We start from the raw sequence: 15,901 nt of genomic DNA on the forward strand, positions 1-15,901 counted from the left end.
ATTAGAAAATAATTAAAAATAAAAAATAGATATTATGAAAGAGGTGAAAATTATGGAATTTAAAATAGAGTCAAAATTTAAGCCAACTGGTGATCAACCACAAGCTATAGAGAGTTTAGTAAATGGAATAAATAAAGGTGAGAGATGTCAAACCTTACTTGGTGTTACTGGGTCAGGTAAGACCTTTACTATGGCAAATATAATAGAAAGAACTCAAAAACCAACATTAATTTTGGCACATAATAAAACCTTAGCAGCTCAACTTTGCTCAGAATTTAAGGAGTTTTTTCCAAACAGTATAGTTGAATACTTTGTGTCTTATTATGATTATTATCAACCAGAAGCTTACGTTGCTCAAACAGATACCTTTATAGAAAAGGATGCATCTATAAATGATGAAATAGATAAATTAAGGCATTCAGCTACATCAGCACTTTTTGAAAGAAGAGATGTTATTATAGTGGCTTCCGTCTCATGTATTTATGGTCTTGGTAACCCAGAAGAATACAAAAATCTTACTATTTCATTAAGAGAAGGAATGGAAAAAGATAGAGATGAAGTTATAAGAAAACTTATAGAAATTCATTATGAAAGAAATGATATAGATTTTGCAAGGGGAACATTTAGAGTTAGGGGAGATAATTTAGATATTATTCCAGCATCATCTTCTTCAAAAGGAATTAGAGTAGAATTCTTTGGAGATGAGATAGAAAGAATAAGAGAGTTCGATGTACTTACGGGCAATATATTAGGGGATAGAAAACATGTGTCTATATTCCCAGCATCTCACTTTGCTACCTCACAGGAGAAACTAGAGGGAGCGATTAGAGTTATTGAGGATGAGCTTGAAGAACGCTTGAAGGAATTGAATGCTCAGGATAAGCTTTTAGAAGCACAAAGACTAAAACAAAGAACTAATTATGATATAGAGATGATGAGAGAAATGGGATATTGTACAGGAATAGAAAACTATTCAAGAGTGCTTGACGGAAGAGGTCAAGGAACGCCACCTAAGACCCTTATAGATTACTTCCCAGAAGATTTCTTAATGTTTATAGATGAAAGTCATGTAACACTTCCACAAGTAAGAGCTATGTATGCTGGTGATAGATCAAGAAAAGAAAATTTAGTAGAGTACGGTTTTAGACTTCCTTGTGCTTATGATAATAGACCTCTTAAGTTTCATGAATTTGAGAAGAAAATAAATCAAGTTGTATTTGTGAGCGCTACACCAGCACAGTATGAAATAGATAATTCTAATAATATAGCAGAACAAATAATAAGACCTACAGGACTTTTAGATCCTGAAATAATTATACAACCAGTAACAGGGCAAATAGATGATTTGTATGGAAGAATACAAGAAACCGTTAAAAAAGGTTTTAGGGTTCTGGTTACTACACTTACGAAGAGAATGGCTGAAGATTTAACTAAATATTTAAAGGAACTGGGTGTTAAAACTACTTATATGCATTCAGATATAGAGACTATAGAAAGAATGAAAATTATAAGAAGTCTAAGGCTTGGAGAAGAGGATGTGTTAGTAGGTATAAATCTTCTAAGAGAAGGATTAGATATACCAGAGGTAGCTTTAGTCGCTATCTTAGATGCAGATAAGGAAGGCTTTTTGCGCTCAGAAACTTCACTTATACAGACAATAGGTAGGGCTGCGAGAAATTCTGAAAGTAAGGTTATAATGTATGCTGATAGAATAACTAATTCTATGGATAAAGCTATAAAAGAAACAAATAGAAGAAGAGAAATACAGATGCAATATAATGAGGAAAATGGAATAACTCCAACTACTATAATAAAAGATGTAAGAGAAGTTATAGAAGCAACAACAGTAGCAGAGAAAACTGCCGAATATGAAGCTAAAAAGGCGGTAGAGGAAAATGATGTACCTGTAGAAGTTTTAATAAAGAAATATGAAAAAGAGATGAAGGAAGCAGCTAAAAATCTACAGTTTGAAAGAGCAGCAGAACTTAGAGATGCAATTAACAAGTTAAAAGAAAAAATGTAATTTTTCAATAGTTAGTATTGTAGGTTATTGAAAATTGCTTTGGTATAAAATTATAAATAGACAAAAGTTGAGTTTTGAATTATTGAAATTTCAACTTTTGTTTTTTTTTGTTATATTTTCAGGGAAATAATAAATAGAAAAATAATATTTATAATTAATACAGAGTCGTAAGAATTATTATATTAAAAAAATTATTTTTAAATAAAGTGTGAAATTTTAATTATAAGGCATGTTAATTGTAATGTAAGTTAATGAAAGGTCTCGCTGGAAAATTTAATTTTAAAAAAGATGAACTTTAATATTAATTTGTTTCTAGGTATGACGATAGTTATATTGAAATGATTTTACGGTAAACAAAAGACGAAAAAACAACAATTTACAGAGGAGGATTAAATCTTGAAACTAAAATCTAAATTTATTACTTTCTTTATAGTATTTGCTATTGTACCAATATTGTTAGCAGGAATTATAGTTGAAATCGCCATTTCAAGGAATATTTATAATGATGAGGAGACGCGATTGAAAGTACAAAGTGAAATGTCTAAAAATAGTATTGTTGATACTATTACTTTGCTGCAAAAAATAGGCATCGATATTTCTACAAGAAATGATATTAATAAATATCTAACTAATGTTAATAGTGGAATAATCAATGAGGATGATAAGAATAAGCTTATAACAAGATTCCAAGGTGATATTAAGCGTTATACTGATTTTGACGATATAGTTTTAATCAATAAGAATGGTACAGCGTTATTAAATGCAGTAAATACATTAGAAGGTAAAGACTTATCTCAAATGGAATACTATACAAAAATGAAGTCTAGTAAGGCTATAACAGTCTCCAAAGTTAAAAAGAGTGTAGCTAGTGGAAATCCTATAGTGATAGTGGCTATTCCAATACTAGAGAATAATGAACTTAAGGGTTCTTTACTAACTTCAATATCTTTAACTAATATTTCTAAAAATTACATTAATAATGTTAAAATAGGGGAAACTGGATATGTATATGTTGTAGAAAGTGATGGAACTATGTTGGCACATCCTAAACCTGAAGAAATATTAAATCAAAACTTTAATAAAGTAGAAATATCTAAAAAGGTTTTAAGTGCTAAAAATGGTTTTGATGAATACACGTATAATGGAGTATCAAAAATAATATCATATTCTACGGATGAAACTCTTGGATGGACTTTTATTGCTAATGTACCATTAACGGAAGTTAATAAAATTAGTGATCTAACAATGAAAATAATGTTAATAATAGGGGCTGTAACTATAGTTGTAGTAGCATTTTTTGCGTCACTTATAGCTAGAAGACTGTCTAATCCAATTGTTAAAGTTTCAGAGGCTATGCGCAAGATATCTGAAGGTGATCTTACTGTTACTGTAGATATAAAAGGTAAAGATGAAATTGCTAAAATGACTGAGAATATTAATAACACCCTTAATAGCTTAAAAGGTTCTATAAGTGGAGTACAGGATACGTCAGTTGTTGTTGAAGAAAATGCAAGTAGCCTAAAAAATAGTGCTGGGCAAATGTCATCTTCTGCTGGGGAGGTTGCATCTGCAATACAAGAAGTGGCGAGAGGTGCAACAGATCAAGCTGCTGAACTTGTGGATATAGCTTCTGTATTAACTACATTTAGTGAAGAATTAGCTATAGTTGAACGTAGTCTTTTAAATGTAAGTATGAAAACAGATGAATCACAATATAAAGCTGTAAATGGTAAGGATAAAATAGATATGTTATTAGAATCTATAACTTCTATTACAAGCTCATTTAATGTTGTTACAAGTAAGATAAATGGTCTTTCATCTACAGTTTCTAAAATAGGAAATATTACAGATGCAATAAATGCTATTTCTGAACAAACAAACTTACTTGCACTTAACGCCGCTATAGAAGCAGCTAGAGCTGGGGAGCAAGGAAAAGGCTTTGCAGTAGTAGCTGAAGAGGTAAGAAAGCTTGCAGAAGAATCTAGAAATTCTTCAGAAGAAATTTTATTACTTATAAAAACTATTGCAAATGAAACAAATGATGTTATAACTACAACTGAAGATGTTAAAGTATTGCTAACACAACAAAAAGGTATTGCTGAAGATACAACAGATTCATTTAATAATATTATAACATCTATAAATGATATAACTCCATTAATGAATGAAACTAAAAATTCATTAGATAATGCTAATAAATCAAAGGATGTTGTAAATAATAAGGTTCAAGGTATTTCAGCTGTGTCAGAAGAAGTTTCAGCTTCAGCAGAAGAAATTGCAGCTTCAGCAGAAGAGTTAATGTCTTCAAGTGAACAACTTGCTGAAATGGCAGGTAAAATGGATGACGCATCTGAAAATTTAAAAACTAAGATTGATGTATTTAAAATTAATTAATTTTATAAAAGTGTATATTTAAAATATAATTAAACACCATGGGATTTCGTTAATCAATGAAACTCATGGTGTTTTAGTTAGTTTTAGTTTTTACCGACTGTACTTTTAATTTGTAAAATTTCCAGGGATAATGTATCTATTTCGAAAAACATTTTGTATTTTTCAATTATTTTTGTAGTTGCCTTTGGAAAAATTGTAGATATTATATTGTCAACATCTACTGAATTTGAATTTATATAGTATACAAATACTGTATCAGAAGGGAAATGGCTTTGTATAAGGGCTAATACTTTTTCATCAAAATCTGGAACTAAAATTGCATATCCAATCTCAGCATTAGTATTTTTTTTGTGTAGAAGGTATAATTTATTAAAATTATCATTATCAATAGCAGTTAAATCATACTTTTCTTTTAGAAAACTCAGTATTGCATTATATTTGTAGGACTCATCATTTTCAATAAGTTCCTTATGTTTACTTAAAACCTGTTCATTATAGGATTGGATAATATTATAGAGATCCTCGTATTTTAAATTAGAATATATGTTTTTGGTTTCTGGAAAGTTTTCATTAATTTTGTTTGATGCAATCAAAATATCTTTATTTGAATTAATTTTAGAGTTTTTATCTAAAATATTAGGCTTAAAATTTTTTGATTTATTAACTTCGACAGTAGTATTATTTGAGATAGTTTTATTAGTTACTTTTGATCCCGATAATTTAATTTTCTCAGATTTATTAATGGCATCTTTAAGATCCGATATTGGCACTTTAGGATACCATGTTCGAATGGCATCTAAAGAAACTGATCCTACGCTTGAAACCATTGTTTCTATTTTGCTTATATTTAACATTTTAACAGCCCCCTTATTAAATAATATAGCTTAATTTTAGTATAAATGGATAAAAATGTAAATAGGAAGTGAATAATTAATATATAACGAATGAATTAAATAAATGTGGACATAAATAAAAGGTATATTAGCGTACTTTTTAGTTGACTTTAAATTATTAATTAATTAAAATTATTAGTATAGATATGAGAACTGATGTTCACTACAAGAACGAAAAAATATATTGACAATAAAAACAGATAAAATAGAGGAGAGAAAATATGAAGGACAAGATAGTTATAAAAAATGCTAAGGTTCATAATTTAAAAAATGTATCTCTTGAAATACCTAGGGATAAACTTGTTGTTTTTACTGGCCTTTCAGGTTCAGGTAAATCTTCTTTAGCTTTTGATACTTTATATGCAGAAGGTCAAAGAAGATATGTAGAATCACTTTCAGCCTATGCTAGGCAGTTTTTAGGACAAATGAATAAACCGGATGTAGAAGCTATAGAAGGACTATCACCAGCTATTTCTATAGATCAAAAAACAACTTCAAAAAATCCAAGATCTACAGTAGGGACAGTAACAGAAATATACGATTATTTAAGGTTGCTATATGCTAGAGTGGGTATACCACATTGTCCCAAATGTGGAAAGGAGATAACTCAGCAAACAGTTGATCAAATAGTAGACCAAGTGATGAGTTTACCTGAAAGAACTAAAATACAAGTTTTAGCTCCTATAGTTAGGGGAAGAAAAGGAACTCATGAAAAAATGCTTGAAAATATAAAGAAAAGTGGTTATGTAAGAGCTAGAATAGATGGGGAAATTTATGATTTAACAGAAGATGAGATAAAATTAGAAAAAAATAATAAACATAATATAGAAGCTGTTATTGATAGGCTTATAGTTAAGCCAGAAATAGAAGGGAGATTAACAGATTCTATAGAGGCTTCATTAAAATTAGCAGATGGGTTAGTAGTAATAAATATTATAGGGGAAGAAGACAGACTTTATAGTGAAAATTTTGCTTGCGCAGATTGTGGCATAAGTATTGATGAGTTAGCACCAAGATTATTTTCATTTAACTCACCATTTGGAAAATGTAATCATTGTGATGGATTAGGTACTCTTCTAGAGATAGATGAAGATTTAATTATTCCGAACAAAGAGTTAAGCATAATGGATGGGGCTATAGCTTCCTGGGGAGAAGGAAGGCTTAAAGAGGATTCTTGGACGTATGCAATACTTAAAGCATTAAGCAAGAAATATAAATTTGATTTAAAAACACCCATTAAGGACTTGCCAAAAGAGATCTATAATATACTTTTATATGGAACAAAAGGCGAAAAGGTTATTGTAGAGTATACAAAAGAAGGTATAAAGGGAAAATATAATCATTCTTTTGAGGGAGAAATAAACGGTTTAAGAAGAAGATATATGGAAACAAATTCAGATTATATTAAATCTGAAATAGAGCAATATATGAGTAATAATCCTTGTCCAAAATGTAAAGGAGCAAGATTAAAGCCGGAAGCACTAGCAGTTACTGTAGGTGATAAAAATATTAATCAATTTACTAGACTTTCTATAAGAGATGAACTCGAATTTATAAATTCCATAGAATTCTCGGAAAAAAATAAAATAATAAGTAATCAAATAGTAAAAGAAATTAATTCAAGATTAAAATTTCTTATAGACGTAGGATTAGATTATCTAGATTTGGCTAGAAATTCAGGTACTTTATCTGGAGGAGAAGCTCAAAGAATAAGACTTGCAACTCAGATAGGATCTCAACTTATGGGAGTCTTATATATACTTGATGAACCTTCAATAGGTCTTCATCAAAGGGATAATGACAGGCTTATAGCTACTTTAAAGCATCTTAGAGATATAGGTAATACCTTAATTGTTGTAGAGCATGATGAAGATACTATGAGAGCAGCTGATTTTATAGTAGATATAGGACCAAGAGCAGGAGAACATGGTGGTGAAATTATAGCAGCAGGACCTTTAGAAGTAATAGAGGCTACAGAAGAATCACTAACAGGTCAATATTTGACAGGGAAGAAAAAAGTAGAGCTACCTGAAGATAGAAGAAAAGGTAATGGGAATTTCTTAACTATTAAAGGAGCTAAGGAAAATAATCTGAAAAACGTTAATGTTAAATTACCTTTAGGAACGTTAACTATGGTAACTGGTGTATCTGGTTCAGGTAAGAGTACGTTAATTAATGAAATTCTATTTAAAGGGTTAACAAAGATAATAAATAAATCAAAAGTAAATCCAGGTCAATATAAAGAGATTATAGGGTATGAAAATATAGATAAAATAATAGATATAGATCAAAGTCCAATAGGAAGAACTCCAAGAAGTAATCCAGCTACCTATACAGGAACCTTTGATATAATAAGAGAATTATTTTCAAATACAACAGAAGCTAAGATGAGAGGTTACAAGCAAGGAAGATTCTCTTTTAATGTAAAAGGTGGAAGATGTGAAGCCTGTTCAGGTGATGGAATAATAAAAATAGAAATGCAATTCTTATCAGATGTTTATGTACCTTGTGAAGTATGTAAAGGTAAGAGGTACAATAGAGAAACATTAGAAGTTAAGTATAAGGGAAAGAATATAGATGATGTTTTAAATATGACGGTAGGAGAGGCACTAGAATTTTTTGAAAACATACCTAGAATTAAGAATAAGCTTCAAACGCTTTATGATGTAGGTCTTGGCTACATAAGATTAGGTCAACCATCAACTCAATTATCAGGTGGAGAGGCTCAAAGAATAAAGTTAGCTTATGAACTGTCAAAGAGAAATACTGGAAAGACTTTATATATCTTAGACGAGCCAACCACAGGACTTCATGTAGATGATGTTAATAGATTAGTGCAGATTCTTCAACGTTTGGTAGACGGTGGAAATAGTGTAGTAGTAATAGAACACAATTTAGATATGATAAAATGTGCAGACTATATTGTTGATTTAGGACCAGAAGGTGGAGATAAAGGTGGTACTATAATTGCAACAGGAACTCCGGAAGATATTTGTAAGGTAGAAGAATCTTATACAGGCAAATATTTAAAGAAATACTTGTAAAATAAAACTCATGGAATTTATCCATGAGTTTTATTAATGAATAAAGGCTTCTAAATATTTAAAGTGTAATTGTAGTTATTTTGAATATAATATTAATAAATATTTAAGGTTTTCCAAGCTATATTCAAATGAATTCTTCTTTTTTTTGTTGTATAATCATTATAGAACAATTGAAAAAATATAAATTAGACAGTATTAAGAATTTGAGGTGAAAAAATGAATTTTACAAAGTTAATTAGTGGGGCATTTGCTCTAGTATTTATAGTTATTTTATATTCAATCATATATTATGCCCTAAAAATTATGTATAGGGATGTAAAAGGGGGAGGACGTAAAAGGTCTTCTGCTGTTAATAGTAAAAAAGCTCATGGATTAGAGGTTATGGCTACTGATAATAGTGAAACTTTAAAAATAGGTTCTGTAATTCCTGTAAGAGGAACTCTAAGCATAGGAAGAAAGGGAGATAATTCTATCTGTCTTAATGATCAATTTGTATCTTCTCATCATGCGAAACTATATGTTAGAAATAATGATTTTTATTTAGAAGATTTAGACAGTACTAATGGTAGTTATGTTAATGGAGGACAAATAACAGGAAGAGTAAAGCTTAAGGTTGAGGATGAAGTTAAGCTAGGAAGTACCATATTTAAAGTTATAGGATAGTAGGGGTGACAAGATGAATCATGTAAAATACGAAAAAAGGCTTTTGTTTATGACGTATCTATTATGTGTAGGTCTATTTGGAAACCTAGCGTTATTAAAATCGCCTGTAGATAAGGGCGCCTTAGTTATGGGTGGTATCCTTATTGTATTAATAGGATACTCTCATTTTATTATAAGAAAATTTTTCCCAGATGGAGATAAGTTTATATTAATATTCTCATCAGTTTTAGCAACTATAAGTGTAGCTATTTTATATAGATTAGATCAAGGTTCAGCTACACATACTAGCTTAGCTATAAAGCAAATGATTTGGTTTGCAGCAGGTATAACAGCATACATATTAATAGTTGTCTTAATGCCAGATTTAAAAAGCTTCGCTAAGTATAGATATTGGTATTTAGGAGCTACATTAGTATGTATGTCTTTGGCTCTTACTCCATTAGGTAAGGAGATTTTAGGAGCTAGAAACTGGGTTAAGCTAGGGCCTATTAGTTTTCAACCATCAGAGTTAGGCAAGATATTGTTAGTTCTATATCTAGCTTCAGCACTTATGAATTATGAGGATAAAAAGAACATAAAGGAAGACTTTAAACAATTAATAGAACCAGCAGGTGTTGTAATGGCTTCACTGGGATGTATGGTTTTACAAAGAGACTTAGGTTCTGCATTAATATTCTTTGGAATAGCAGTAACTATGTTATTTATAGCCACATCAAAGTTAAAATATGTAATGACATGCCTAGGGTTGTTTGGTATAGGTTCAGTAGCAAGTTTCAATATGTTTGGACATGTAAGAAAAAGAGTTTTAATATGGAAAGATTTATGGACGTATGAAAATAATCAAAGTTATCAACTAGCTCAAGGATTATATGGAGTATCATCTGGTGGACTATTTGGTTCTGGTTTAGGTCAAGGATATCCAGGATTTATTCCAGTAAACGAGAGTGATTTTATATTTGCAGTAATATGTGAAGAGTTAGGTGTTATATTTGGTATAGGAGTATTATTAGTATATTTCTTACTATTTTATAGAGGTATGAGATCAGCACTAAAAACAGATGATAAGTTTTCACAATTAAGTGCAGTAGGTTTTAGTGCTATGATAATCTCTCAGGTTTTAGTTATAGTAGGGGGAGTATTTTCTGTAATACCATTAACAGGTATAGCACTACCACTTATAAGTCATGGTGGAACATCAATGCTTACAATGTTTTTTGCACTTGGAATATTGCAAAAAATATCTGAGGAGGCCGTTTAATGAAACAAACAGAATTATCAAGTAGTATAGCTAAAGTAATGGTAGTGTTTTTGGCATTAATACTTAGCTTAATATCTTATATAGCATATTTTCAATTATTTAAAGCTGATACTATTGCAAATAGAACAGGAAATAAAAGATTATGGGCCGTTAGAAATGAAGTCCTTAGAGGAACCATTTATGATAGAGATGGAAATGCTTTAACTACTAGTGCAAGAAAAGATGCTTTAAATCAAGAAAGAACTTATACAAATGGAGAATTATATGCACATGTTTTAGGGTATGTAAATCCCAAATATAGCCTAGCAGGTTTAGAGAATAAGTATGATTATGAACTTAGAAATTATAAGAATGTTAACTTTAAAACTTTCCTTAAATCTTTAAATTTTGTAGAAGCTTTTAAAAATAGAGGACAAAAGGAAGAAAAGATTGGAAATAGTGTATATACAACTTTATCTCCTAAGATACAACAGGCAGCATTTGATGCATTAGGAGATAAGAAGGGTGCGGTAGTAGCTTTAAATCCAAAAACGGGAGAAATTTTAGCTATGGTATCAAAACCGACCTATAATCCTAATGATTTAGATAATGTAATGAAACAAGCAAAGGAGAATCCTAATGATATAATACTTTTAAATAGAGCTGTTTCAGGTATGTATCCCCCAGGATCTACATTTAAAACTGTAACTTTAGCTTCAGCTTTAGAAAATATCCCTGGTGTTACAAATAGGACTTTCCAAGATAATGGTAAAATACAATTTAATTCAAAGCAATCTTTAAGTAACCTTAATGGTAATGCATATGGAAATATAGATCTTAAAAAAGCATTAGCTGTATCTAGTAATGTGGTTTATGGTGGGCTTGCTATGGAGCTTGGAAATGAAAAATTAAAAGCTACAGCTGAGAAGTTTGGATTTAATAATAGCATACCATCTGATGGTATAGTTATAGATAAAAGTAAGTTTCCTACTTTAAAGAGTTCCGAAAAAGGTAGTATAGCTCAAAGTGGGATAGGGCAAAGTAGTATATTAGCAACGCCTATACAAATGGCTTTAGTTGCTAGTACTATAGCTAATGATGGTGTTATGATGGAGCCTAGACTTGTAAATGAAGTTAAGGACAAAAATGGTGAGTTAGTAAGAAAGATAGCTCCAGTAACAGTGAAGTCTGTAATATCTAAGTCAGATGCAAATCTGATAAGGGATTATATGAAAAATATAGTTGATCAAAGAGTGAATGGTGACTGGGGAATTTTTAGAGGAACAAATGCTGCAGTAAAGACAGGTACAGCTGATTATCAACTTCCAAATGGTCAAGATGGTGAGCCTCATGCTTGGACTATAGGATTTGCACCAGCAGAAAATCCTCAAATAGCAGTAGCTATTATTATAGAAGGTGGCGGACAGGGAGGCTTAAAGGCTGCACCAGTTGTAGGAAAGATATTTCAAGCTGCTTTGTCACAATCAAATAAATAGTAGACCAGTATTTATTTTCATGTGCTTTAGCAAAATAGGAGGTGGATTAAAATTTTTGACTTCGAATATCAGTTGAAGATTCTACCAGATAAGCCTGGAGTATATATAATGAAGAATAATTTAGGAGAAGTTATATATGTAGGAAAGGCTAAGGTTTTAAAAAATAGAGTAAGACAATATTTTCAAAATTCAAAGAATCATTCTACTAAGGTAAGGGCTATGGTAAAGAATATAGCTGAGTTTGAGTATATAGTTACAGATTCAGAAATGGAAGCATTATTATTAGAGTGTAATCTGATAAAAAAGTATAGTCCTAAATATAATATAGCCTTAAAGGATGATAAGTTTTATCCATTTATAAAGATAACAACAAATGAGGATTTTCCAAGAGTATATGTTACTAGAAATTATGCTAAGGATGGCAATAAGTATTTCGGACCTTATACTAATGGAACAGCAGTTTATGAAGTTATAGATTTAATAAAAAAGACTTTTCCTCTCAGGACCTGTAAAAGGGTTATATTAGAAGGTGGAGAAAAAACAAGACCTTGTCTAAACTATCATATTAAGCTATGTGATGCACCTTGCGGAGGTCTTATTTCTAAAGTAGAATATGGCAAAATGATAGAAACTATAATAAGTATATTAACAGGAAAAGATGATGATATAATTAAAAAGTTTAAGGTAGAAATGGAAAAAGCATCAGAAGAATTGGAATTTGAAAAAGCTGCAATGTTGAGAGATAAAATATTATCTATAAATACTATAGTGCAAAAACAAAAGATGTTTACAGCTAAGGATGGGGATGAAGATTTTATAAATGTTTATTCAGATGAGGTTCATAGCTGTGTACAAATCTTCTTTGTAAGAGAAGGGAAGGTAACTGGTAGAGAGCATTTTATGTTTAAGGATACTGCAACTACAGGAACAGCTAATATAATAACCGAGTTTATAACTAGTTTTTATGGAGGGACAGCTCAAATACCTAAGAATATATATGTTCCAGAGGTTGAGGATATTGAATTATTAGAAGCATTTTTAACTGCAAAAAGGGGTTCAAAAGTTTGGCTTAAAATTCCTAAAAAAGGTGATAAAAAAGATATGCTAGATATGGTATATAATAATGCTAAACTTATGATGGAGCAATTCAAAGATAAAATGCTTAAAGAGAATGAGATAAATAATATTGCATTAACTGAACTTCATAATATTTTAGAGCTTGAAGAGTTTCCAAGAAGAATAGAGGCTTATGATATATCAAATATACAAGGTGTTGATTCTGTTGGAACAATGGTAGTTTTTGAAGATGGTAAAGCTAAAAACTCAGACTATAGAAGGTTTAAGATAAAAACAGTTAAGGGTGCTAATGATTATGATAGTATGAGGGAGATATTATCTAGGAGATTTTCACATGGTATAGAAGAAATAAAAGCTATACAAGAAAGAAATCTAGAATTTTCAAAGGGAAAGTTTTCAATATTTCCAGATTTAATTCTTATGGATGGTGGAAAAGGTCAAATAAATGTTGCATTAGAAGTTCTTAAGGAATATGGTATAGACATACCGGTTTGTGGTATGGTTAAGGACGATAAACACAATACTAGAGGGCTAATTTATAATAATGAGGAATTGATAATTAGAAGAAGTTCTAACCTTATGCATCTAATAACTAGAATACAAGATGAGGTTCATAGATTTGCAATAACTTATCATAGATCACTTAGAGATAAGAGAACTCTACATTCCATATTAGAGGATATTCCATATATAGGTGAGAAGAGAAGACGCGCATTACTTATTAAGTTTGGAAATGTAGAAAATATAAAAAAAGCAAACTTTGATGAATTAATGAATACACAAGGCATAGATAAAAAGGCAGCTGAAAGTATAGTTAAGTATTTTAGTGGGGAAGGAAATTCCTAGTTATATAGGTAAAAAAAGAAGTTACCAAAACTACATATATGGAATATAATGGTTTATAAGTAATGAATGAGGGGTATAATTAAAAAAAATAGTATAAAATGCTTAGTTTTAGCTTGATTAATTGGTAATATTTAATTTATACTATTTAATTGAACGATGCTTAACTAATATTTAATCGAGGAGTTTTAATATGAATCAATATATGGAATTTAGCAAGTTGTTTTATGAATTTTATAGTGAAGATGAAATAGAAATAGATTCTCTTATGAGTGAACATATTTATTTTAAAGTTGGAGGTCCTGTAGATATATTATTAAATCCTAATAATACAGGACAGATTGTTAAAACAATTGCATTATGTAAAGAACATAAGGTACCTTATTTTATAATTGGAAATGGTTCTAACCTTTTAGTTAAAGATGGAGGAATCAGAGGTGTAGTAATAAAACTATGTAAGCTTAATAATATAAGCGTAAATGATACAGAAATATATGCAGAGTGTGGAGCTTTATTAGCAGATGTTTCAAAGGTAGCATTGAAAAATAGTTTAACAGGTTTCGAATTTGCTTGTGGAATACCAGGAAGCATAGGTGGAGCTGTGTATATGAATGCAGGAGCTTATGATGGAGAAATATCATTTATAATCAAGGAAGCTACGGTAGTAAATGATAAAAATGAGATAATAACTTTAAGTAAAGAAGAACTAGCATTAGGATATAGAACTTCAGCAGTTATGACACATGGTTATGTAGTTTTAAGTGCCACATTTGCTTTGAAAAATGGTGACTATGATACAATAAAAGCAAGAGTAGATCATCTTACTAAAAGAAGAGAAGATAGTCAACCATTAGAATATCCATCAGCAGGAAGTACATTTAAAAGACCTGAGGGATACTTTGTTGGGAAATTAATTCAAGATTCAGGATTAAAGGGCTTTACCATGGGGAGAGCAGGGGTGTCTGAAAAGCATTCAGGTTTCATTATAAACAGAGGTGGGGCTACCGCTACAGAAGTATTAGAAGTTATAGCTTATGTACAAAAAGTTATAAAAGAAAATTATGGTGTAGATTTACACACAGAAGTGAGAATAATAGGTGAAGAAAAAGAATAAACCTTTTTAATTCTAAATTAAAAAATAGGGATATGAAATAATTAAAGCTCCTCGTTATGAGGAGCTTTAATTATTTATTTAACATATCATATTCTGTTTTAATATGCTCAATTTCTTTGGATATAGATGACGAATTTGCTGTTGTAAATAGCTCTATTCCATGAGATATAATAGCAATTCCCCAACCAAATGTAACCCACATAGGCCAAGCGTGTTCATTTCCATCAATAATATACATAGTCCAAAGCATTAAATTAACTGCAACGTAAACAGCAAGATGAACCAAAAACTTTCTTTTTGCCATAATTCTTTTTACAGCTAAAGAGTAAATATCATTATCATTCATATCCTTATTAACAAATAAATCATCATTTCTATGTCTTCCCATAAATAAAAACCTCTTTTCAAATATTTTTTATATCTTATGAATTAATTATATTAATTTATGGGACTTCTTATAATTGAAAAAGGTCACAATTGTAATATTACTTTAGTAATGAAAAAAGTAATCCCTATTAACTAATGTTAGGGATTACCTTGAATTAGAGATTTATATAGCTAGATTTTTAATTTTGATGCAAATTTAAGCACTAAGAATTTGTTTGTCTATTTCACCATCTTTAAGTTGTAATATACTATTTCCAAAATTTGCAGACTCGTGAGAATGAGTAACTTGTATAATAGTCTTTCCAAATTCTTTGTTTATAGTTTTAAATAACTTCATTATTTCAGTACCAGATTTTGAATCAAGATTTCCTATTGGTTCATCCGCTAGTATTATTTCAGGGCTGAATAGAAGTGCTCTAGCTATTGCAACCCTTTGTTGTTGACCACCTGATAGCTCTCTAGGTGTATGTTTCCTTTTAGCTGTCATACCTATAACATCTAAAATTTTATTTAAGTCAGCGTTAAAATTCTTTGGCTTTTTACCATCTAAAAGTAATGGAAGTAGTATATTATCTTCAACATTAAGGTTAGGACCTAGGTTATAAAACTGAAATACAAAACAAAGTTATCCTTTTCAACTGAAAAGATAATGGATTTAAGAAAATTATAATATTTAGAAGTATAGTAATGAAATATTAAACATAAATAAATAAATTCTTAAATGTATAAG

General features: G+C 30.1%; 10 protein-coding genes and 1 pseudogene. 8 read left to right on the forward strand and 3 right to left on the reverse strand.

The window, feature by feature from the left end; all coding sequences use genetic code 11:
* The first annotated feature begins 49 nt into the window (after positions 1-49).
* Positions 50-2,023 carry an excinuclease ABC subunit UvrB gene (uvrB, locus tag BUB01_RS20255; protein WP_072992849.1) on the forward strand — a complete coding sequence of 658 codons (1,974 nt, stop codon included), beginning with the start codon at positions 50-52 and terminating at the stop codon, positions 2,021-2,023.
* A gap of 396 nt (positions 2,024-2,419) precedes the next feature.
* Positions 2,420-4,417 (forward strand): methyl-accepting chemotaxis protein, encoded by a 1,998-nt coding sequence (locus BUB01_RS20260; protein WP_072992770.1) that lies wholly within the window; start codon positions 2,420-2,422, stop codon positions 4,415-4,417.
* A gap of 83 nt (positions 4,418-4,500) precedes the next feature.
* Here BUB01_RS20260 and BUB01_RS20265 read toward each other — a convergent pair whose 3' ends face one another.
* Positions 4,501-5,271 (reverse strand): hypothetical protein, encoded by a 771-nt coding sequence (locus BUB01_RS20265; RefSeq protein WP_072992773.1) that lies wholly within the window; start codon positions 5,269-5,271, stop codon positions 4,501-4,503.
* A 260-nt stretch (positions 5,272-5,531) separates the two neighbouring features.
* Here BUB01_RS20265 and uvrA point away from each other — a divergent pair, with 260 nt between their 5' ends.
* The 6 genes from uvrA (at position 5,532) to murB (ending at position 14,784) form a co-directional block, all read left to right on the forward strand.
* On the forward strand, positions 5,532-8,354 hold the full coding sequence (gene uvrA, locus BUB01_RS20270) for an excinuclease ABC subunit UvrA (RefSeq protein WP_072992776.1): 2,823 nt from the start codon (positions 5,532-5,534) through the stop codon (positions 8,352-8,354).
* Between the two features lie 216 nt (positions 8,355-8,570).
* A complete protein-coding gene (locus BUB01_RS20275; RefSeq protein WP_072992779.1) occupies positions 8,571-9,017 on the forward strand; it encodes an FHA domain-containing protein in 447 nt (148 codons plus the stop codon).
* Between the two features lie 13 nt (positions 9,018-9,030).
* Positions 9,031-10,275, forward strand: coding sequence for an FtsW/RodA/SpoVE family cell cycle protein (locus BUB01_RS20280; protein WP_072992782.1), 1,245 nt, complete (start codon positions 9,031-9,033; stop codon positions 10,273-10,275).
* Entirely contained in the window at positions 10,275-11,750 is a 1,476-nt protein-coding gene (locus BUB01_RS20285) for a peptidoglycan D,D-transpeptidase FtsI family protein (RefSeq protein ID WP_072992785.1), read from the forward strand. The genes BUB01_RS20280 and BUB01_RS20285 overlap by 1 nt, the downstream gene beginning before the upstream one ends.
* Positions 11,751-11,801: 51 nt before the next feature.
* Positions 11,802-13,673, forward strand: coding sequence for an excinuclease ABC subunit UvrC (gene uvrC, locus BUB01_RS20290; RefSeq protein WP_072992788.1), 1,872 nt, complete (start codon positions 11,802-11,804; stop codon positions 13,671-13,673).
* 190 nt (positions 13,674-13,863) lie between these two features.
* Positions 13,864-14,784: a UDP-N-acetylmuramate dehydrogenase gene (gene murB, locus BUB01_RS20295; protein WP_072992790.1), complete on the forward strand. Its 921-nt coding sequence runs from the start codon at positions 13,864-13,866 to the stop codon at positions 14,782-14,784.
* 70 nt (positions 14,785-14,854) lie between these two features.
* Here murB and BUB01_RS20300 read toward each other — a convergent pair whose 3' ends face one another.
* Both BUB01_RS20300 and BUB01_RS20305 read right to left on the reverse strand, forming a co-directional pair.
* Positions 14,855-15,172: a 2TM domain-containing protein gene (locus tag BUB01_RS20300; RefSeq protein ID WP_072992793.1), complete on the reverse strand. Its 318-nt coding sequence runs from the start codon at positions 15,170-15,172 to the stop codon at positions 14,855-14,857.
* 195 nt (positions 15,173-15,367) lie between these two features.
* Positions 15,368-15,790, reverse strand: a pseudogene (locus BUB01_RS20305) (ABC transporter ATP-binding protein); the annotation flags it as partial.
* Positions 15,791-15,901: the final 111 nt, after the last annotated feature.

The organism is Clostridium cavendishii DSM 21758, assembly GCF_900141845.1.
GTDB classification, from domain to species: Bacteria; Bacillota; Clostridia; order Clostridiales; family Clostridiaceae; genus Clostridium_AG; species Clostridium_AG cavendishii.